Below are 21209 nucleotides of genomic sequence, written 5' to 3'. Positions count from 1 at the left end.
CTATTGTTGTTTTGTTTGGCCGGCAAGCGGCAAGCGGCAACACATCAGCAACCCGGCAGGCTGGCGCCGGGCATTCAATTCGCCACCGAAACCTTCGATGATGCTGCGGCTCATGGACAGACCGAGCCCCAGGCCATCGGCCTTGCTGGTGTAGAAAGGGGTAAAGATCTGCTCCAGTTGCGGTTCGCTGACGCCCGGCCCCTGGTCTCGCACATGGATTTCCACGCAGGCGCCACTACCCTGCTCCACAGCCATCACGATCACGGAAGGCTGCCCGGGATGTTGCTCACGGTTGGCGTCGATGGCATTGCGCAACAAGTTGAGCAGCACCTGTTCCAGCAACACGCGGTCGGCATAAACGGGTGGCAGATTATCCGGCAGTCGATCCTCGATTGTCACTTGGCAATTACTCGCCTCCCAGGCACACAAGCGCACGGCTTCGCGGGCGACGTCAGTCAGGTTCAGCGCCTGCATGCGACGCTGTCCCTTGCGCAAAAAGGAGCGTAGCCGCCGGATCACTTCCGAGGCGTGGGTGGCATGATGGGTAATGCGCTCCAGGCCCTGGGTGACTCTTGCCGCAGCCTGGGGATTGGAGTCCAGCGTCTGCAGGTAACGCTGGCTCGCGTTCGCGTAATTGACCACGGCAGCCAGCGGCTGGTTGATTTCGTGGGCGATCCCCGAAGCCAGTTCACCGAGAGTGACCAACCGTGCGGTGTGGGCCAGTTCATCCTGATGACGGCGCTGTTGCACTTCGCGCAACTCACGCTCGGTCATGTCGCGCGCGACCAATGAGTAATACCGCTCGCCGCTGGCGGAGCGGTGCGCCAACAGTACCAGCGACACCGGCACCGATGTATCGCCGCCCGGGGGTTGCAGCCGCGCATCGGTGCTCCAGACACCGTCGCGCTCGGCGCTCCTCCAGCCGTCGCATTGCAGGCGCGCAAGGTCGCCGCTTGCGAACAACGCGGCCAGGTCCGGCATGGGTTGTCGCTCATCAATCCCCAGAATGCGGCGTGCGGCGGGATTGAGGTAGGTGACCTGGCCCTCGGGAGCGATGAACAACACCGGATCGATGTTGGCCTCGACCACTTCGGCCAGGCGCCGCTTGTTCTCCTCGGCCTGCACTCGGGCCGTGATGTCCCGGGATACGCTGACGATTTCGACCACCGCCCCGGTGTAGGTTTCCCGGATCGCCCGGCTGGCCGTTTCGAACCACAGGTAATGCCCGTCGCGATGGCGGATGCGATAAGTCATGGTGTGATAGCCATCCTGCTCCAGTGCATCGCGCGCGCGCTGCACGAGGCCGGCCAGATCCTGGCCATGAAACAGGCCCTGGGCCATTTGCCCGCGCAACTCTTCGGGCCAGTAACCGAGCAAGGTCCAGGATGCCGGTGACGCATCGATGACGCGCCCTTCGGGGGTGTGGCGGGAAATCAGGTCGGTGGTGTTTTCGATGATCAGTCGGTACAGCCGTCGTGCGGTGGCCGCTTCACGCTCCGCCAGCACTTGCGCCGTAGCGTCGCGGCAACGGGCGAGCACTCGGTTGTCCTGGGGGTCGGGGATAAACGTCCAGATCAGTATCTGCGACTCGAACTGAGCCTCGACGCCCTCGACAGCGCGTTGCTGGTCCAGGCAGGCACGCACCAGCACCCGATGATTGACCGGTAAAAAGCCCAACACATCAGTCAGCGATTTCTCGGCGAGCAGCGCCATCAGTGCCGCATTGAACTCCAGCGGTCGACCTTGCGCATCGAGCAACAGGCTCGGTTGCGGATCGTGGCCCAGCAGGGGCGAACCGCGCAGCATGCCGTTGACGCTGCTCAGCAACGTCGTCAGCAAATCCTGCACCCAGCCCAGCCAATCGAGACTCACGCCCTCGCGCACTTGCACCAGCAACAAGCCCGGCTGTCCAGGCTGCAAGGCCAGGTCAAATGCCTGGCCATGGCTGATCCCGGCCCGGCGCAACCGACCCGACAACCAACAATCGAGTTGACGGACGTGAGCCAGGTCCAGGCGCCCGGCCGCCACCAGGTGCTCATGGAGCAACTGGTCGCTGGCCAGCGCAGGATCGCCAAGTCCCGGCGGAAAATGCTGGGCGGCACCCTCATGGCTGTAGATCCGCGCATTGGGCTGCCAACTCAGGTAAACCGCCCGCTGCACCTCAGGGCAATCCTGCAGCGCGCGACACAACGCATCGGCCCGGGCGGCCAGAGGCACACCCTCGCGCTGCAAGCGCAACCAACTGTGCAATCGAACGGGAGTCAGAGTCATTGCGGGCCCACTTTGTCAGGGAACACAGCATATACCAGCCATGGAGGGTTGGCGGCACTGGTTTGGAGTTAAAAAGAATCTGGTATGGTATATATACTATACGACATAGGTTCTACTTCCATATTCGAAGCAGATTGTTATATAAAGTCATCCGGACTTTGAAGGTGACCTTGGCGACTGCGCTGCCAGGTCAACCATAGAGCTAACAATCAGCCATCGAGTACCCGTACATGTCTATCTATGACCAAGGCCTAGGCCCTTCGGCTGTCAATCACATTGCCCTGTCTCCGCTCAGTTTCATCGAGCGCACCGCCAGTACTTACCCGAACCACCCCGCCGTTATCCACGGTTCGATTCGCCGCACCTGGGCGCAGACCTACACCCGTTGCCGACGCCTGGCCTCGGCGCTGGCCGGTCGCGGTATCGGCAAGGACGACACGGTGGCGGTGATGCTGCCCAACATTCCCGAGATGCTTGAAGTGCATTTCGGTGTGCCGATGATCGGCGCCGTGCTCAACCCGCTCAACGTTCGACTCGATGCCGAGGCGATCGCATTCATGCTGCAGCATGGCGAGGCCAAGGTGCTGATTACCGACCGCGAGTTCCATGACGTGATCAAGGCGGCGCTTGGCATGCTCGATCACCCGCCTCTGGTGATCGACGTCAATGACCCGGAATACGGTGAAGGCCAGGCCGCGAGCGACCTGGACTACGAAGCGCTGTTGGCCGAAGGCGACCCGGCGTTCGACTGGAAATGGCCGGCCGACGAGTGGCAAGCCATTTCGCTGAATTACACGTCAGGCACCACCGGCAATCCCAAGGGCGTGGTCTACCACCATCGCGGTGCTTACCTGAGCGCACTGGGCAACCAGATGACCTGGGCCATTGGCAACCATCCGGTGTACCTCTGGACTTTGCCGATGTTCCATTGCAATGGCTGGTGCTACCCATGGACCATCACCGCCCTGGCGGGTGTGCACGTTTTCCTGCGCCGGGTCGATCCGCAGAAAATCCTCACGCTGATCCGCGAACATCAGGTCACTCACCTGTGCGGGGCGCCGATCGTGCTCAATGCACTGGTGAACATGCCCGAATCGGCAAAAGCGGCCATCGACCACCCGGTCAATGCCTTGGTCGCGGGCGCTGCGCCCCCGGCCAAAGTGATCGGTGCCGTCGAAGAGATGGGCATCAAGGTCACGCACGTGTTTGGCCTGACCGAAACCTATGGCCCAGTGACGGTCTGTGCCTGGCACGCCGAATGGGATGAGTTTTCCCTGGAGCAGCGGGCGCAAATCAAGTCACGACAGGGCGTGCGTTACCCGACGCTGGAAGGCGTGATGGTCGGCGATTGCACAACGCTGGAGCCCACCCCGCGTGACGGCCAGACGATCGGTGAGATCTTCCTGCGCGGTAACACAGTGATGAAGGGCTACCTGAAGAACCCGACCGCCACTGCCGAAGCGTTCGAAGGCGGCTGGTTCCACACAGGTGACCTGGCCGTCTGGCACCCCGACGGTTATGTCGAGATCAAGGACCGGCTCAAGGACATCATCATCTCGGGCGGCGAGAACATTTCCACCATCGAACTCGAAGGTGTGCTCTATCGCCACCCGGCTGTGATGGAAGCCGCCGTGGTCGCCCGTCCCGATGAGAAATGGGGCGAAACACCCTGCGCCTTCGTCACCTTGAAGGCTGACCACCAGGACGTTCGCGAGGCAGACATCATCAGTTTCTGCCGTGAGCACCTGGCCGGATTCAAGGTACCGCGCACAGTGGTTTTCACGCTCTTGCCCAAGACGTCCACAGGCAAGATCCAGAAGTACGTCTTGCGCGACCGAGCCAAGGCGCTCTAACCCCCTCTGACATTGCATCCATCGAGCAGCAGGTGTTTGACCTGCTGCCAGGGGTTCGTGCAGGCCGAATTCGGCGGTGCCCTGCCCACTCACACTGAAAACAAAAACAATGTGGAGCTAGCGATGATCGACATCCATTCAACCGATACCCAACGTTGCGAACGCATTCGGCGCAACCCGAAATTCCTTCAACTGGTGAGCAGTCGTTCACGCCTGGCCTGGTCGTTGAGCGCCATCGTACTGGGCACCTACTACCTGTTCATGCTGGTGGTGGCTTTTGCCCCGCAGTGGCTGCATGCCCCCCTGGGCGAGCAGCGAATGTTGACCTTGGGCATGCCGGTTGGCGCGGCAATCATCGTGTTTTCCTGGTTACTGACCGGTTGGTATGTCTACAGCGCCAATACCCGCTTTGACGCCCTGGGCGCAGCCATTATCGAGGAGAGCAAGTGATGAGCCTGTTGCATAAACTGATCCTTGCCGCTACCAGCCTGCTGCCCACCTCCATTGCGCTCGCCGCGCCAGCGATGGGCGTGGTGGAAAAGCAACCACTGAACCTGAATGCGATCGGCATGTTCTTCGTGTTCGTCCTCGGCACGCTGGCCATCACCTGGTGGGCCGCGCGCCAAACCCGAACCACCTCGGACTTCTACACGGCGGGTGGTGGTATCACCGGGTTTCAGAATGGCCTGGCGATTGCCGGCGACTACATGTCCGCCGCCACCCTGCTGGGGCTTTCCAGCCTGGTGTTCGCCAAGGGTTACGATGGCTTCATCTACACCATCGGCTTCTTCGTCGGCTGGCCCATCATTACCTTCCTGATGGCCGAGCGTCTGCGCAACCTCGGACGCTATACCTTCGCCGACATCGTTTCCTATCGTTTGGACCAGAACAAGGTGAGGATCTTCGCGGCCTTTGGCTCGCTGACGGTGGTGTGCTGCTACCTGATCGTGCAGATGGTTGGTGCCGGCCAACTGATCAAATTGCTGTTCGGCCTCGACTACCCGGTTGCAGTGATGATCGTTGGTGCGTTGATGCTGATCTACGTGATCTTCGGCGGCATGATCGCCACCACCTGGGTCCAGATCATCAAGGCTGTGCTGCTGCTTGCCGGCGGCACCACCCTGGCGGTCATGGCCATGTCGCAGTTCGGTTTCAGCTACGAAACCCTGGCCGACAAAGCCGTCAAGGTGCACGCCAGTGGCTGGAACATCATGGGCCCGGGCTCAATGCTCGCCGACCCGATCAACACTCTGTCGATGTCGCTGGGCCTGGTGTTCGGGATTGCCGGACTGCCGCACATCCTGATGCGTTTCTTCACCGTGCCCAGCGCCAGGGAAGCCCGCAAGTCGGTGTTCTACGCCACCGGTTTCATCGGCTTCTTCTTTCTCGTGGTCTGCACCCTGGGTTTTGTCGCAATGGTGATCATAGGCACCGATGCGCAGTACTACGTCGATGGGCAAGTCGGCGGTGCCTTGATCGGCGGCGGCAACATGGTTGCCATGCACCTGGCCAGGGCGGTCGGCGGCGATCTGTTCTTCGGTTTCCTCGCTGCTGTAGCGTTCGCCACCATCCTGGCGGTGGTGTCCGGCCTGGCGCTGGCCGGTGCTTCGGCGATTTCCCATGACCTCTACGCCACCGTGTACAAGAAAGGAGGCGCGAACGAGAAACAGGAAATGCGCGTGACCCGCATGGCCACTGTCGGCCTGGGCATCATCGCGATTGTGCTGGGCATCGTGTTCGAGAAGATGAACGTCGCCATCCTGGTGGGCCTGACGTTCGGCATCGCCGCTTCGACCAACTTCCCGGTGCTGATCATGGCCATGTACTGGAAAGGCCTGACGACTAAAGGCGCGATCCTGGGCGGTTTTGCCGGCCTGATCTGCGCACTGGCACTGGTCATCCTGTCGCCACCTGTCTGGGTGACCGTACTCGGTCATGCCCAAGCGATCTTCCCGTACGACCATCCAGCGCTGTTCTCCATGCCGCTGGCCTTCCTGGTGATCATCGTGGTGTCCAGGCTCGACCGCAGTGCGCGCGCCGACAAGGAGCGTGACGCCTACGCCGACCAGTTCGTTCGAGCCCAGACCGGCCTCGGCGCCGCCAGCGCCAGCAGCCATTGACTGAAGGGGCACAGCCCGCCTGTGCGGCGCTGTGCCCCAGACACAACCGTCCCAACGAGGTTCACGTTATGCCCCAATTCAAAGCCCCCTTGCGCGACATGCGTTTTGTACTGCACGAAGTGTTCGATGCCCCGGCCATGTGGGCGCGCCTGCCGGCTCTGGCCGGCAGCATCGACGCCGATACGGCAGACGCCATTCTCGAGGAGGCGGCAAAAGTCACAGCGCACCTGATTGCGCCGCTCAATCGCAGCGGTAACGAAGAAGGCGCGCAGTGGCATGAGGGCCGAGTCACTACCCCCATCGGTTTCAAACAGGCTTACGCGACCTACATCGAAGGCGGTTGGGTGGGACTGTCCGGCAATGCCGAGTTCGGAGGCATGGGGATGCCGAAAATGCTGGCGGTGCAATTCGAAGAGATGCTCTACGGCGCCAACTCGAGTTTTGCCCTGTATTCGGCATTGAGTTCCGGTGCCTGCCTGGCACTGGATGCCCACGCCAGCGACGCCCTGAAAAACCTCTATCTGCCACCGATGTATGAAGGCCGCTGGGCCGGCTCCATGTGCCTGACCGAGGCCCATGCCGGCACCGACCTGGGGCTCATCCGCACCCGCGCCGAGCCCCAGGCTGACGGCAGCTACAAGATCACCGGCAGCAAGATTTTCATCACCGGGGGCGATCAGGACCTGACCGAAAACATCGTTCATCTGGTATTGGCCAAACTGCCGGACGCGCCTGCCGGTCCGAAAGGCATTTCGCTGTTTGTCGTGCCCAAGATCCTGGTCAATGCCGACGGTTCCCTCGGCGCTCCCAACGCGGTGAGTTGCGGTTCGATCGAACACAAGATGGGCATCAAGGCGTCCGCCACCTGCGTGATGAACTTCGACGGCGCCGGTGGCTGGCTGGTCGGTGAGGAGAACAAAGGCCTGGCGGCAATGTTCACCATGATGAATTACGAACGCCTGTCCATTGGTATCCAGGGCATCGGCTGCGCCGAGGCGTCCTACCAGAGTGCCGTCGCCTACGCCCGTGAACGCATCCAGAGTCGGGCACCCACCGGCACCGTGGCGCCGGACAAACTCGCCGACCCGATCATCGTTCACCCGGATGTGCGGCGGATGCTGCTCGGTATGAAAGCCATGACCGAAGGTGGCCGCGCGTTCGCCAGTTATGTCGGGCAACAACTGGACCTGGCAAAGTTTTCCCGTGATGCCAGCGAGCGCGATAGCGCGCAGGTGCTGGTTGCGCTGCTGACGCCAGTGGCCAAGGCTTTTTTTACCGACACAGGCCTGGAAAGCTGCATCAACGGCCAGCAGGTTTTCGGCGGTCATGGCTACATCCGCGAATGGGGCCAGGAACAATTGGTCCGTGATGTGCGCATTGCACAGATCTACGAAGGCACCAATGGCATCCAGGCACTGGACCTGCTCGGACGCAAGGTACTCGCCGATAAATGCGCCGCGCTTGGCCAGTTCACCGACCAGATTCGCCGCTTCGCCGCCCAGCCCGATGCCCCCTATGCCACACAGCTGCTCGACGCCGTGCAGCGGCTCGAAGACATCAGCGACTGGCTGCACGACAGGGCCGCAACCAACCGCAACGAAGTCGGTGCTGCCTCGGTGGAGTATTTGCACCTGTTCGGTTACGTCGCCTACGCCTGGCTCTGGTCGCGCATGGCTCAGGTTGCGCGGCAAAAACGCAGCGAAGACGAAACGTTCTACGACGCGAAAATCGCCACCGCCGAGTTTTATTTCCACCGCTTGCTTCCACGCACGTTGAGCCTTGATCAATCCATTCGGGCCGGCAGCGCCTCGTTGTATGGCCTGAGCGCTGAACAGTTCTGACGATAGAGCCGACACCACGTGAAAAAACGCCCGCCTTTGGGCATGGGCGTTTTCTCCGGTAATCCCTGGCGCTCTGGCAGGCGTTACGCAAATTACCGAGGCACCCTAGAACTTTTCCCTGTTTGTCGGTCTATTTGGATAGGCTCATCCGCTCGCAAGCGCGAACCCGCAGGTTTCGCGCAACCGGATGGCCACACGCCCAATTGTCAATCAGAGGTTGTCTTCGCTCATGAAATTCCATGATCCACGGATGGTGCTCTTCGGACTGTTCGCGCTCGCGGCAATGGGCTCGGCATCAGCCACACCGATGAAGACGCCAACCCCAGTTGTCGCAACGCCAGTCACAGCCATTGAGGCGCCTGCCCCGGCCGCCGCCAACCCTTGGCCGACCTTGGCCAGCATGACCGGCAAGCAGACGTTGCTCGCCCATGACGACCGCTACTGGCACGACGGCCGTTGGCACAGTCGCCGGGACGATTGGCGCCGAGACGAATGGCGCAGGGCCCAGTGGCGCAGAGAACAAGCCCGCCGAGAAGCTGAACGCCGTAATTGGGAGCGCCACCGCGACCGGGACCGCGCCATGCACCACCGCTACGACGACGATCGCCGCTACTATCGTCGCTAGTGCCACGCCAAGGGGGCGAAGGACATGAGCATCACGCGAATGGACAACGTCCTGATCGTTGTCGACGATCTCGAAGCGGTGAAGGCATTCTTCATCGCGTTGGGCCTCAAGCTCGAGGGCCAGACCACCGTTGAAGGGACTTCCGTCGGCAGCCTCATTGGGCTTGGAAACGTGCGAGCCACCCTCGCGATGCTGCGCACGCCCGATGGGCAAGGCATCGAACTGGACAAATTCCACACGCCAGACGCCATCAGGTTCGGCCCCGTGGACACGCCAATGAACGCCCTGGGTCTTCGTCGCATCATGTTTGCCGTCGATGACATCGATGGGCTCGTTGCACGGATGCAGGCCCATGGCACCGAACTGATTGGCCAGATGCAGTACGAACAAGCGTACCGGCTCGCCTATATGCGTGGGCCTGAGGGCATTATTGTCGGGTTTGCCGAGCAACTCGGTTAAGGCCGCATGTCAGCACGATGGCTTGCGCCACCGTAGAGCAAGCCCATTTGCAATCAGCTCAAGTGCTGCGGCAATCAGCCTTCGATGATTTCAGCGATGGCCTGGCCAACCGCCTGGGTGGACAACGAGCCTCCCATGTCGCGGGTCACGGTGCCGCTGGCGATCACCTGCTCGATGGCCTTGAGGATCTCGTCGTGGGCGGCGCGATAGCGCTCGTCGCCCTGGCCAAGGAACTCCAGCATCAGTGCGCCGGACCAGATCATGGCAATCGGGTTGGCGATGTTCTGGCCGAAGATATCCGGGGCCGAACCATGCACCGGCTCGAACAGCGACGGGAATTTGCGTTCCGGGTTGAGGTTGGCCGACGGCGCGATGCCGATGGTGCCGGCACATGCGGGGCCGAGGTCGGAGAGGATGTCACCGAACAGGTTGGACGCCACCACCACGTCAAAGCGCTCCGGCTGCAACACGAAGCGCGCGCACAGGATATCGATGTGCTGCTTGTCCCAGGTGATGTCCGGATAATTGGTTGCCATGGCGGCCGTGCGCTCGTCCCAATAAGGCATGCTCACGGCCATGCCATTGGACTTGGTGGCCGACGTCAGGCGCTTGCGCTCACGGGTCTGCGCCAGGTCGAAAGCGTACTTGAGGATGCGGTCGACGCCACGACGGGTGAACACCGATTCCTGCAGCACGAACTCGTTCTCGGTGCCTTCGAACATGCGCCCGCCGAGCGAGGAATACTCGCCTTCGGTGTTCTCGCGGATCACCACGAAGTCGATGTCGCCCGGCTTCTTGCCAGCCAGCGGGCACGGTACGCCGGGGAACAGGCGCACCGGGCGAATATTCACGTACTGGTCAAAATCGCGGCGGAACTTCAGCAGCGAGCCCCACAGCGAAATGTGGTCGGGCACCTTGTCTGGCCAGCCCACGGCACCGAAGTACAGGGCATCGAAGCCCTTGAGCTGGTCGAACCAGTCATCGGGCATCATCTTGCCGTGCTCGAGGTAGTAGTCGCAGCTGGCCCATTCGAAGTGTTCGAACTCCAGCGCCAGGCCAAATTTACGCGCCGCCACCTGGACCACCCGCAGGCCTTCCGGCAGTACTTCCAGGCCAATACCGTCACCGGCGATCGCGGCGATTCTGAATGTCTTTTTCATGCTGGCACCCTTGTTGGATCAGAGGTTGGATGTGATGCCGGCCATGCTATAAGTTGACGAAGCAAGTATAATCATCGCAACTGTTGATACTTATTATCCGAACTGTGAACAATCTACCAAACCTGGAAGACCTCAACGTCTTCGTCCATGTTGCCCGGCGCTCCAGCTTCTCCAGCGCCGCCGCCGAACTGGGCATGTCCACCGCCTTCATCAGCAAACGCATTCGCCTGCTCGAGAAGAACCTCGGCGTGCGCTTGCTGCATCGCACCACCCGCCGGGTGTCGGTGAGTGACGATGGCGAGCGGATCTACCAGTGGGCGTTGCGCATCCTCGACTCCGTGCAGCGCATGGGCGATGACGTCAGTGCGCAGCATCGCGAGCCCAGCGGGCAACTGCGTATCGCCAGCAGCCTCGGACTGGGCCGGCGCTTCGTCGCCCCTGCCCTTTCCGAACTGGCCGCGCGCTACCCTCAGCTGGACATCCGCCTCGATGTACAGGACCGCTTGATCGACCTGATCGACGAGGGCTTTGACCTCGACGTGCGGGTCGGCAACGAAATCGATCCGCACCTCATCGCCAAGCCGCTAGCGCGCAATCGCCGGGTACTCTGCGCCGCGCCGGCGTACCTGGAACGGCACGGTACGCCGCGCACGCTGGCGGAGCTGGCGACACACGATTGCCTGGTGATCAAGGAGCGCGATCACCCCTTCGGGGTCTGGCACCTGCAAGGGCCGGAAGGCGAGGAACAAGTGAAAGTGACGGGCTCGCTGTCGTCCAATCACGGTGAAGTGGTGCACCAGTGGTGCATCGATGGCCGAGGCATCCTGCTGCGCTCATGGTGGGACGTGTACGACAGCCTGGAGGACGGGCGCCTCGTGCAGGTATTGCCCGAGTACAGGCAGGCGGCGGACATTTGGGCCGTGTACACGGCGCCCCTCGCCACCTCGGCCAAGGTGCGGGTGGCGGTTGAATGCCTGCGGCAGTACTTTGCCGAGCGCTACAGCCTGCCGCAAACCTGAATCAGCAGGCTAAGCCCAGAGGCAACATTCAGTCAGTCCCCCGATCGCTGCGCACCCTCAGGCAGACTTCAGCGCAAACCGCGAAACCGGGCGACTCAGGCCGTAATGCTCGCGCAGGGTGGTACCCGCATAGTCCTCGCGAAACAGCCCACGCTTGCGCAGGATCGGCAGCACTTCATCGAGGAATACTTCAAAGCCCTCGGGGAACGCCGGCGGCATCACGTTGAAGCCATCGGCGGCGCCGCTGCGGAACCACTGTTCGATCAGGTCGGCAATTTGCACCGGCGTCCCCACCGGCACCCAATGCCCGCGAGCACCGGCCAGGCGGTTGATCAACTGGCGCAGGGTCGGTTGCTCGCGGTCGACGATGTCGATGATCAGCTTGAAGCGACTGGCTTGGCTCTCGCCGCCTTCAAAGTTGATCAGGTGACGTGGGAATGGTGCATCCAGGTCCTGACCGGACAGATCCACACCCAGCAGGCGGCGCAACTGGCCCAGCGCGACGTGCGGCAGTACCAGGTCGTTGAGTTCGTCGAACTTGCGCTGGGCTTCAGCCTCGGTGCTGCCGATGTAGGGGCTGATACCCGGGAGAATTTTCAGTTGGCGAGGGTCGCGCCCCACTGCCCTCGCCCGCGCGCGGATATCGTTGGCGAATTCGCTCGCGCTTTGCAGGGTCTGGTGGGCGGTGAAGATCGCTTCGGCATGCCTTGATGCGAAATCACGGCCATCCTCGGACGAGCCGGCCTGCACCTGCACCGGCCGTCCTTGCGGGGAGCGTGGTGAGTTGAACGGGCCCTTGACCCGGTAGTGCGTGCCCACGTGGTTGATCGAGTGCACTTTCGCACCGTTGGCGAACACCCCCGCCTCCTTGTCCAGCACCAGTGCATCGTCCTCCCAGCTGTCCCACAGGTCACCCACCACCTTCACGAATTCTTCGGCCTTGGCATAGCGGTCATGGGCAGGCGGATGTTGGTCCAGGCCGAAATTGGCAGCGGCGGCCGCCAGGGACGTGGTGACGATGTTCCAGCCGGCGCGGCCCTTGCTCAGGTGATCCAGCGCGCTGAACGAACGGGCCAGGTTGTAGGGTTCGCTGTAGGTGGTGCTGGCCGTGGCAATCAGGCCGATGCGTTGGGTCACCGCGGCAATCGCCGCCAGCCAGGTCACCGGTTCGAAACGAATGCGCAGGCCTTCGCGGTCGCTTTCGGCCAGGGATGGCGAATCGGCGAAGAAAATCGCATCGAGCTTTTCCCGTTCCGCTCTCAGTGCTAGCTGTTGGTAGTAGCCGATGTCCATGGACGTTTCCGGCACTGACTGCGGGTGACGCCACGCGGCTTCGTGATGACCATTGGGGTAGATGAAGAGGTTGAGGCTGAGCTGGCGTTCGGTCATATCCCTGTTCCTGAAATAGAGAGCTTGAGTCAGTGAATCTGAAAAAGGCAGGACAACACGCGACTCAATGCAACTCGGCAAAGTCGCTCAACACGTCATCGCGCAGGGCGATGAAACGGCTGTCACTGCGATTGCGCGGGCGCGGCAGATCGACGTCGACAATGCGCCGGATACGCCCCGGATTGGGCTGCATCACCACCACCCGGTCGCCGAGGAAGACCGCCTCGTCCACATCGTGAGTGACCAGGATCATGGTGATTTTTTCCTTGGCCCAGATGTTCTGCAGCTCGCCCTGCAGACGTGCGCGGGTCAAGGCGTCGAGGGCGCCCAGTGGCTCATCCAGCAACAACACGCTCGGACGATTGACCAGCCCGCGGGCGATGGCCACGCGTTGCGCCATGCCGCCGGAAATCTGGTGCGGGTAGGACTCGATGAAGTCCTGCAGGCCGACCAGTTCGATGTGCTCGCGCACGGTGTCGCGCTTCTGCCCGGCGCTCAGGGGCGAGTTCTTCAGGCCGACCGCGACGTTCTGCTCGACGTTGAGCCAGGGGAACAACCGGTGATCCTGAAACACGATGCCGCGCTCCAGGCCCGTGCCCTTGATGGGTTTGCCATCGAGCAGGATGCGTCCGTCGAACTCTTCGTCCAGGCCGAGGATCAATCGCAGCAGCGTGGATTTGCCACAGCCGCTGGCGCCGACGATGCTGATGAACTCGCCAGGGGCGATGTCGAGATAGATGTTCTCGAGTACCTGCAATTGCGTCGAACTGCCCGGTTGGGAGGTGAACCGCTTGCTGATGTGTTCCAGGGTCAGACCGTTGCTCATGTTGCGATCCTTTTCAATGTGGCAATCAGGGAATCAAAGTGGCAATCAGCGCGCAGCGATGCCGTACAGGCCCTGCATCCGCCGCTCGAGTGTCCGGGCCAGGGCGTTGAGGCCCCATCCCACCAGGCCGATCACCACCATTCCAAACAGCACCAGGTCCATCATGAAATGTTCGCTGCCATCGATCAGCGTGTTGCCGATCCCCTCCCCCGATACCAGCAGGTATTCGGCGCCGATGGTCGCCAGCCAGCTGTAGACCAGCGCGAGGTAGAGCCCGGTGAAAATCGATGGCAAGGCGGCGGGCAGCATCACCCCGATAATGGTTTGCCAGCGGCTGAAGCCGTACACCCGCGCCACTTCCAGCAGGTTGGGCGGGACGTTGCGCAAACCGTCGCAGGTGTTGACCACCACCGGCACCAGCGCGGCCAGCGACAAAAACACCACCTTGGCCACATCGCCCAGGCCGAACCACACCGAGATCAGCGGGATCCAGGCGAACAGGGAGATTTGCTTGAAGGTGTTGAAGCTCGGGCCGACCAGACGTTCGAAATGCCGCGAGAGACCCAGCAGGCAACCCAGTACCAGACCTAGCGCGGTACCGATAAAAAAGCCGCTGAGGTTGCGCGCAAGGCTCGCCGAAATGGCCCGCCAGAATTTGTCCGAAGTGATTTGATCCCAGGCTGTCGCCGCGACTTTTTCTGGCGAAACGAACAGTCCCGATTCGCTCCACCCCAGGTACGAAGCCAGCCACCACAGGGCAATCGCCGAGAGGGGCAAGACCCAACCGCGATAGCGATGGCTACTGTTAGCTGATGACAAAGCTGCACTCATGACTGGCGTCCCCCAACCGTTGGCCGACCGCGATTGAGGCGCTTCTCCGCGTAATCGAAACCGCGATCGATCAACAGACCCAGCGTCCCTACCACCACCACGGCCGCCATCACCAAATCCAGTTGAAACAGTTGGCGCCCATAGACGATCAGGTAACCCAACCCTTCACTCGAAGCCACCAACTCGACCACCACCAGCGACAGCCAGGCTTTGGTGAAGCCCAGGCGAAACCCGGTAAACAGCGTCGGGATCGCCGCCGGCAAGACAATGGAGGTGACGCTTTGTCGACGGCTGAAGCCGTAGATCCGGCCGACTTCCAGCAAGCCTTTGGGCGCCTGGCGGAACGCCTGCAAGGTACACAGGGTGATCGGCACCAGGGCGGCCTTGGCAATCAGCACGTACTTGAGCGTCTCGCCGATGCCGAACAGCAGCAAGGCAAACGGCAGCCAGCCCAGTACCGGAATTTGCACCAGTGCGTTGAAGGTCGGTAGCAGATAATCCTCCAGCGTCCGCGACAGTCCCATGGCCAGGCCCAGCGCCACGCCGAGCAAGGCGCCGAGACTGAATCCGACGACCACCCGCTGCAGGCTGGCCGACGCGTTCAGCCACAGATCGCCGTTGCCGACCAGGTCCGACAGCGCCTGGTAAACATAGGCTGGCGGTGGCAGCACCTGCTCTGAAAGCCAGCCACGTTCCACCCCCAGGTACCACAAACCCAGTAACAGCAACGGCAACAGCCAGGGCAAGGCCTTGTCACCCAGGCTCAAGGACCAGGGCGAGGTGCGTGGCACCTCGACCTTGCGGACCGGTCGCGCGGGTGCCGGTGGAAGACGTTTGACGTTGTCGCTCGGCAATGCCGGCGCCCCATACTTCTCGAATCTTGCGCTCTGTGCCCTGGCCATTTGCCTAGCTCCCTTGCTTGCTGGTCGTCGTGACCGCTACCGCGTTACCCGCCGGCTGCTTGCCATCCGGGCCGTAGGGCGTCCAGTAGTTTTCCAGTCCCTTGGCCTTGAGGGCTTTATGCAAATAGCTGGTCTCGAACCAGCCATCGATACTGACCGGGCGACGGATGAGTTTTTCTTCCTTGGCCTGGTCCGCCACGGCCTGGTAGCGACTGAGCAGGAAGTTGTCGACCAGAGGCGAGGCCCTGTCCCTGAGGGGGACCCCGGTGAAGTCGGCACGCAATGAATCGGCGGGGTCATTGCTCTTGGCCCATTCGGCGAAGACTTCGTCGCGATGGCTGTCGTCCGATGTCCACTTCGCCGCGTCCACCAGCGTGTCGACGACCTTTTGCACCTTGTCCGGATGCTCTTTCTCATAATCACCGCGAACCACGAGCGCCGTCTGCCGGGTGTAGCGCACGTCCTGTTCGGGGTTGTTGTAGACGATGTCGATCAGGCCTTTATCACGCAGCTTGAACAACTCACGCCCGCCGAATGCGGCGTCCACACCGTTGGAAATCAATGCCGCCTGAGAGCTGCCGGTATCGAGATTGATGGCCTTGATATCGCGCTCGGTCAGCCCGTGCTCCGCCAGCAGATTGATCATCACCAAATGGCCGTTGGTGCCCCGGAAGATCGCGACTTTTTTGCCTTTGAGGTCCTCGATGGTTTTCACAGACGAGCCCTTGGGCACCGCCAGATAAAGATTGGCGCGCACACCCAATGCTGCCAGCAACTTGGTGTCCAGTCCGTTGGAACGCCCGACGACCGCCGGCAGATCGCCCTGGTAGGCGAAGTCCAGTTGCTGGTTGGAAAAGGCTTCGTTGACCGCAGGCCCGGCCCCCTTGAAGAAGTACCACTGCACTTCGGTCCCGGTGCCGGCGAAGGCTTTCTCCAGCAATTGCTGATTGCGCACGATACCCAGCGTCGAACCGCTGAAGGTCACCGGGTCACCGCCGCCAGCTGTTGCTACACCGATGCGCAACACATCGGCTTCAGCTACGGGTATAGCGAGAACCGCAGCCAGTGCTGCCGCGATGCTGCCTTTTTTGAACAGGCGAATGCCATTGAGCTTCATGTCAGCCTTCCTTGTACCAATGAGAGTCGCTCGTCAGGCAGCGAGGTGTTTTTTGTCGGCTTCGGTTTTCGGCGAGCGCGCGTCCGGGCTCGGCTTGAGTGCCTGGCTCAGGCGACCATCCACCCCGACCGGAACATCACCGTCGATGGTGGTGCGGCGCACGATGCGCTGGGCATCCCCGTAATCGTTGATCGCGATGTGCTGGGTGGCGCGGTTGTCCCAGATCACCACATCGCCCTCCTGCCAGCGCCAGCGCACGGTGTTGTCGACATGGGTAATACGGTCGTGAAACAGGCGGATCAGTTGTTTGGAGTCGCTGGCACTTACCCCCTGGATCTGTTTGACAAAGTGCCCCAACAACAAACTTCTTTCACCCGACTCCGGATGTACTCGAACTAAGGGATGTTCGGTTTCGTAGATTTCCGCGGTGAACTGTTCACGATAACGCTTGAGTCCTGATTCATCGGTATTACGCGGCACTGCGTAGTCATACAAGTTGGTGTGCAACGCGCGAAGATTATCCGCCAGTTGTTTTAACGGGTCGGGCAGATCGGCGTAGGCCGCTGCCGTATTGGCCCATACCGTATCGCCGCCAAAGGCAGGAATGACCACACCGCGCAAGATGGAAATCTTCGGGTAATTGGCCACGAAGGTCACATCGGTGTGCCAGGAATTGGCGCGGGTTTCCTTGGCGTCCAGATGCAGGATCGCGGCGCCCTGCTCGGCGGAACGCACGGTCGGGTGCGGAACCTGATCCCCGAAGCGGCGGGAAAAAGCCTCGTGCCCGGCGTCATCCAGATGTTGGTCGCGAAAGAACAGCACTTTATATTTCAGCAGTGCCTGATTAATGAATTCGAAGTCTTCGGCGCTGATATCCCCTCCCAACTTCACGCCTTCCAGTTGTGCTCCAATTCGACCAGCGACCGGTTTGATTTGAATAGTCATCGAGCTACCTCCTGTCTCACGAGTTGTTGTGGGACAGATCATAAAGACATAAAAGCAGTGATGACTAATCACAAATTATTCTAAAGATAGATTAAGTGCTATATAACAAACGCGTTATTCAATTCAGATAAAAGCTATAAACCTCCTGTTATTAGCTAATAACTTTTTAAAAGCAATATGGAATGAAAGTACAAACCACCCCTATTTTGGGTCCCCGCCCTCAAATCAACAGCTCCAGCGTATCGAACAACTCGACATCTTCCGGCCGTGCCGAGCGGGCGCGGCGGCGGATGACCTGGAACAGGCAATCGACGAAGCATTGTGCGGCGACACCCAACTGGGCGTTGCGTGGATTGACGATACCGATGGTGTCGGTAGAGAAGCTTTCCGCCAGTGCCAGCCGCGCTACCCGTTCGCGATAGATCGGCACGGTCAGCATCGGCTCGGGAAAGTAGCTGAGCATGTCGGTCTGCTCGATCAACGATAAGGTCAGCTGCGGCGAATGCGCGCGGTGGATGTGCTGCATGTCGATCTGCGCGCCGTGCTGCCAGAACAACTCGGTCATCAGGCCATCGTGGCTGGCATCCGGATAATTGACCACCCAGTCCTGATCCAGCAAGTCGTGGATGGAACGGCTGTCGTGGCGCGGGTGACCATGGCGGGCGACCACGGCCATCCGGTAGGAACAGATCGGCTCACAGACAAACTCCGGGCGCGGCAGTAACGAAGACACCAGCCCCACCGCAAACTCCATCGTGCCATCGCGCAATCGCGGCAAGGTTACCGCCATCAGCCCTTCGAAGATTTCCAGGCGCACACGGGGCATTCGTTGGCGGAACAGCGTGACGACCTCGGGCAACAGGGTCATGCCCATCCACGGCGAGATACCCAGGCGCAAATGCCCCTCGGCCTGGTCGCTCAGGTGCGCCAACTCCAACTGCGCACGCTCGAGTTGACTGAGCATCTGCCGCGCATGCTGCAACAGCGATTGGCCATAGGGCGTCAGCACCACCCCACTGGCATTGCGCACCAGCAAAGGCAATTGCAGGTGTTCCTCCAGCTCACGCAGGGCCTTGGCCACGGCCGTCTGCGAGACGTCCAGTTGCCGCGCCGCCGCGCGAATACTGCCGCAGTCGGCAATCATCACCAGCGCGCGCAATTGATGCAGCTTCATCCTTTCCTCCTGGCTCCGCAGGTGTAAACCCTGGGTTTTCAGCCCCGCTTTTTTGCGACTGCCGCCGCTTTCGCCAACTCATTAGGATCGCAGGGTATCAGTCGGACATCCAAAAACGACCAATAAAAACGAGGAACCTGTGATGCTCAACCTGCCTGCGCTGCCCGGCATTCGCGCGCTCGAAGACGAGATGATCGCGCTGCGCCAACACATCCACGCCCACCCGGAACTGAGTTTCGAAGAGTTCGCCACCGCCGACCTGGTGGCCAGCAAACTCCAGGCATGGGGCTACCAGGTACACCGTGGCCTGGGCGGCACCGGCGTGGTCGGGCTACTTCGTCACGGCCAGGGCAACAGGATGATCGGCCTGCGCGCCGACATGGACGCCCTGCCGATCATCGAGCAGACAGGCTTGCCCTACGCCAGTCGCCACGAAGGCGTGATGCATGCCTGCGGTCACGACGGTCACACAGCGATGTTACTGGCGGCAGCCAGGTACCTGGCCGAGAGCCGCGAGTTCGATGGCTCGCTGGTGTTGATTTTCCAGCCCGCCGAAGAAGGCGACGGCGGCGCGCAGCGCATGCTCGATGACGGGCTGTTCGAGCGGTTCCCGTGCGATGCGGTGTTCGCGATGCACAACATGCCGGGGCTGCCGGTGGGCAAACTCGGTTTCCTGCCGGGACCATTCATGGCCTCGACCGACACGGTGACCATCCGCATCGATGGCGTCGGCGGTCACGGTGCCATGCCGCACAAGGCGGTTGATCCAGTGCTGGCCGGCTCCGCCATCGTCATGGCGTTGCAGAGCATCGTCGCGCGCAATGTCGATCCGCTCGACACCGCCGTGGTCACCGTCGGCGCGTTCCACGCCGGCATCGCCGCCAATGTTATTCCCGATCACGCTGAGTTGCAGTTGAGCGTGCGCGCCCTCAAGACCGAGGTACGCGATGCACTGATTGCACGCATTACCTGCGTGGCGCAAACCCAGGCGGCGAGCTTCGGCGCCCGCGCCACCATTGATGTCGACGAGGCACAACGTTTCCCGGCGCTGTTCAACCATCCCGAAATCACCGAATTCGCCCGTCAAGTGGCGCTGGACTGGGTCGGTGAAGACGGTCTGGTCCGGGACATGAAACCGCTGACCGGCAGCGAGGATTTCGCCGTGATGTTGCAGCGCCGCCCCGGTTGCTACCTGCTGATTGGCAACGGCGACGGTGAGGGCGGCTGCATGGTGCATAACCCCGGCTACGACTTCAACGACGACTGCCTGGCCACAGGTGCCAGCTATTGGGTTCGTCTGGTTGAAACCTTCCTGGCCTGATTCGCGCTCGACAACCGGGTATCGCCCTCGCCTTCTGGAGTTCGCACATGTCCACGCCCATTTCTACCATTGCGCCGGCTGCCACTACGGTGCGTCGACCGATCGGCGCACGCGCCATCGCCGCCATCACCATCGGCTCCGGCCTTGAGTTCTACGACTTCTCCGTCTACAGCTTTTTCGCCACCCTCATCGGCCGGCAGTTCTTCCCCGTCGAAAGCACGCTGGGGCAACTGCTGCTGTCGCTGGCAACCTTCGGCGTCGGCTTCGGCATGCGCCCCATCGGCGGCCTGGTGCTGGGCGCCTATGCCGACCGGGTCGGGCGCAAACCGGCGATGATGCTGACCCTGTGGCTGATGGCCCTGGGGTCGCTGCTGTTCGCCATCGCGCCCACCTATGCGCAGATTGGTATCGCCGCGCCAGTGATCATCGTGCTGGCGCGCTTGATACAGGGCTTCGCCATCGGGGGTGAGGTTGGCGCGTCGACCGCGATGTTGATGGAGCACGCCGACGACAAAAATCGCGGCTTTTATGGCAGTTGGCAGCTGTTCAGCCAGGGCCTGAGCTTCCTGCTCGGGGCGCTGGTGGCCCTGGCGCTGAGCTCAACCTTGTCTGACGAGGCACTGGAAAGCTGGGGTTGGCGCTTGCCGTTCGTGCTGGGCATCCTGGTGATTCCGGTCGGCGTCTACATTCGCCGCCATCTCAAGGAAACCGCTGCCGACATAGAGCAAGGCGCTGAAAACCGGTCTGGTATCCGGCTGATATTCACCCGCCATCGCCAGACCATCCTGACCGGTGTGCTGCTGGTCATCGGCAGCACGGCATCCAGTTACATCGTGCTCGATTACATGACCAATTACACCGTCACGGTGCTTCACCTGCCGATGAAGATGGGCACCGCCGCTGCCTGTCTGGGTGCGCTGGTGCAGATCAGCCTGTCGATCTGGGCTGGCCGATTGAGTGATCGCATCGGCCGGCGCCGCACCATTGCCCTGGGCGCGATTCCGATGTTGTTGCTGATCTATCCGGCGTTCATGTTGATGAATCACGTTCCCGCGTTGGGCACGCTGTTGCTCGTTTCGCTGGGCACCACCCTGCTGTTGGTGCTGATCACCGTGCCGACCTTGGTGCTGGTGACCGAGCTGTTTCCGCGGGCGATTCGTGCCACTGGGCTGTCGATCGTTTATTGCCTGGGGGTTTCGGTGTTTGGGGGTTTCGCGCAGTTCTTCGCGACCGGGTTGATTGGCCTGACGGGGAATAATAATGCGCCGGCGTTGTACGTGATGGTGTGTTTGGGTCTTACGTTGGTGGGGTTGGTGAGGGTCAGGGAAACGGCTGGCAGAGCGTTGGATTGATCCG

Annotated in this window: 18 protein-coding genes; 9 read left to right on the top strand and 9 right to left on the bottom strand. The window is 61.4% G+C overall.

Annotated features, from left to right (window positions below):
• A complete protein-coding gene (locus tag OH720_RS10190; RefSeq protein WP_272605495.1) occupies window positions 1-2271 on the bottom strand; it encodes a PAS domain-containing sensor histidine kinase in 2271 nt (756 codons plus the stop codon).
• A 230-nt stretch (window positions 2272-2501) separates the two neighbouring features.
• Here OH720_RS10190 and OH720_RS10185 point away from each other — a divergent pair, with 230 nt between their 5' ends.
• From OH720_RS10185 to OH720_RS10160, 6 genes are all read left to right on the top strand, one after another.
• Window positions 2502-4124 carry an acyl-CoA synthetase gene (locus OH720_RS10185; RefSeq protein WP_272605494.1) on the top strand — a complete coding sequence of 541 codons (1623 nt, stop codon included), beginning with the start codon at window positions 2502-2504 and terminating at the stop codon, window positions 4122-4124.
• Between the two features lie 123 nt (window positions 4125-4247).
• Window positions 4248-4574 (top strand): DUF485 domain-containing protein, encoded by a 327-nt coding sequence (locus tag OH720_RS10180; RefSeq protein ID WP_272605493.1) that lies wholly within the window; start codon window positions 4248-4250, stop codon window positions 4572-4574.
• On the top strand, window positions 4574-6244 hold the full coding sequence (locus tag OH720_RS10175) for a cation acetate symporter (protein ID WP_272605492.1): 1671 nt from the start codon (window positions 4574-4576) through the stop codon (window positions 6242-6244). The genes OH720_RS10180 and OH720_RS10175 overlap by 1 nt, the downstream gene beginning before the upstream one ends.
• A 68-nt stretch (window positions 6245-6312) precedes the next feature.
• Window positions 6313-8085 carry an acyl-CoA dehydrogenase C-terminal domain-containing protein gene (locus OH720_RS10170; protein WP_272605491.1) on the top strand — a complete coding sequence of 591 codons (1773 nt, stop codon included), beginning with the start codon at window positions 6313-6315 and terminating at the stop codon, window positions 8083-8085.
• Between the two features lie 229 nt (window positions 8086-8314).
• A complete protein-coding gene (locus OH720_RS10165) occupies window positions 8315-8710 on the top strand; it encodes a hypothetical protein (RefSeq protein ID WP_272605490.1) in 396 nt (131 codons plus the stop codon).
• Window positions 8711-8749: 39 nt separating this feature from the next.
• Window positions 8750-9169 carry a VOC family protein gene (locus OH720_RS10160; protein ID WP_272605489.1) on the top strand — a complete coding sequence of 140 codons (420 nt, stop codon included), beginning with the start codon at window positions 8750-8752 and terminating at the stop codon, window positions 9167-9169.
• 74 nt (window positions 9170-9243) lie between these two features.
• Here OH720_RS10160 and OH720_RS10155 read toward each other — a convergent pair whose 3' ends face one another.
• Window positions 9244-10329, bottom strand: a complete 1086-nt coding sequence (locus OH720_RS10155) for a tartrate dehydrogenase (RefSeq protein ID WP_272605488.1) — start codon at window positions 10327-10329, stop codon at window positions 9244-9246.
• 104 nt (window positions 10330-10433) lie between these two features.
• Here OH720_RS10155 and OH720_RS10150 point away from each other — a divergent pair, with 104 nt between their 5' ends.
• Window positions 10434-11348 carry a LysR substrate-binding domain-containing protein gene (locus OH720_RS10150; RefSeq protein WP_272605487.1) on the top strand — a complete coding sequence of 305 codons (915 nt, stop codon included), beginning with the start codon at window positions 10434-10436 and terminating at the stop codon, window positions 11346-11348.
• A 57-nt stretch (window positions 11349-11405) separates the two neighbouring features.
• On the opposite strand, the gene OH720_RS10145 is transcribed toward OH720_RS10150, so the two are convergent.
• The 7 genes from OH720_RS10145 to OH720_RS10115 all read right to left on the bottom strand — a co-directional run bounded on the left by OH720_RS10145 (window position 11406) and on the right by OH720_RS10115 (window position 18532).
• Window positions 11406-12737, bottom strand: coding sequence for an LLM class flavin-dependent oxidoreductase (locus OH720_RS10145; RefSeq protein WP_272605486.1), 1332 nt, complete (start codon window positions 12735-12737; stop codon window positions 11406-11408).
• Between the two features lie 64 nt (window positions 12738-12801).
• The gene (locus OH720_RS10140; protein ID WP_272605485.1) at window positions 12802-13563 is read right to left on the bottom strand and encodes an ABC transporter ATP-binding protein; all 762 of its coding nucleotides are present in this window, start codon (window positions 13561-13563) and stop codon (window positions 12802-12804) included.
• Between the two features lie 45 nt (window positions 13564-13608).
• A complete protein-coding gene (locus OH720_RS10135) occupies window positions 13609-14394 on the bottom strand; it encodes an ABC transporter permease (protein WP_272605484.1) in 786 nt (261 codons plus the stop codon).
• Entirely contained in the window at window positions 14391-15296 is a 906-nt protein-coding gene (locus tag OH720_RS10130) for an ABC transporter permease (RefSeq protein WP_272605483.1), read from the bottom strand. The genes OH720_RS10135 and OH720_RS10130 overlap by 4 nt, the downstream gene beginning before the upstream one ends.
• Window positions 15297-15300: 4 nt before the next feature.
• On the bottom strand, window positions 15301-16413 hold the full coding sequence (locus tag OH720_RS10125) for an ABC transporter substrate-binding protein (RefSeq protein ID WP_272605482.1): 1113 nt from the start codon (window positions 16411-16413) through the stop codon (window positions 15301-15303).
• 33 nt (window positions 16414-16446) lie between these two features.
• Window positions 16447-17358 carry a TauD/TfdA dioxygenase family protein gene (locus OH720_RS10120; protein ID WP_272605481.1) on the bottom strand — a complete coding sequence of 304 codons (912 nt, stop codon included), beginning with the start codon at window positions 17356-17358 and terminating at the stop codon, window positions 16447-16449.
• A 220-nt stretch (window positions 17359-17578) separates the two neighbouring features.
• Window positions 17579-18532 (bottom strand): LysR family transcriptional regulator, encoded by a 954-nt coding sequence (locus tag OH720_RS10115; RefSeq protein WP_272605480.1) that lies wholly within the window; start codon window positions 18530-18532, stop codon window positions 17579-17581.
• 142 nt (window positions 18533-18674) lie between these two features.
• Here OH720_RS10115 and OH720_RS10110 point away from each other — a divergent pair, with 142 nt between their 5' ends.
• Window positions 18675-19853, top strand: a complete 1179-nt coding sequence (locus OH720_RS10110) for a M20 aminoacylase family protein (RefSeq protein ID WP_272605479.1) — start codon at window positions 18675-18677, stop codon at window positions 19851-19853.
• Window positions 19854-19900: 47 nt separating this feature from the next.
• Window positions 19901-21205 carry an MFS transporter gene (locus OH720_RS10105; RefSeq protein ID WP_272605478.1) on the top strand — a complete coding sequence of 435 codons (1305 nt, stop codon included), beginning with the start codon at window positions 19901-19903 and terminating at the stop codon, window positions 21203-21205.
• The last annotated feature ends 4 nt before the right edge of the window (window positions 21206-21209 follow it).

The sequence above is a fragment of the Pseudomonas sp. WJP1 genome, assembly GCF_028471945.1.
GTDB lineage: Bacteria > Pseudomonadota > Gammaproteobacteria > Pseudomonadales > Pseudomonadaceae > Aquipseudomonas.
The sequence above is the reverse complement of the archived record's forward strand: the minus strand, read 5'-3'. Positions and strand labels throughout refer to the sequence as shown.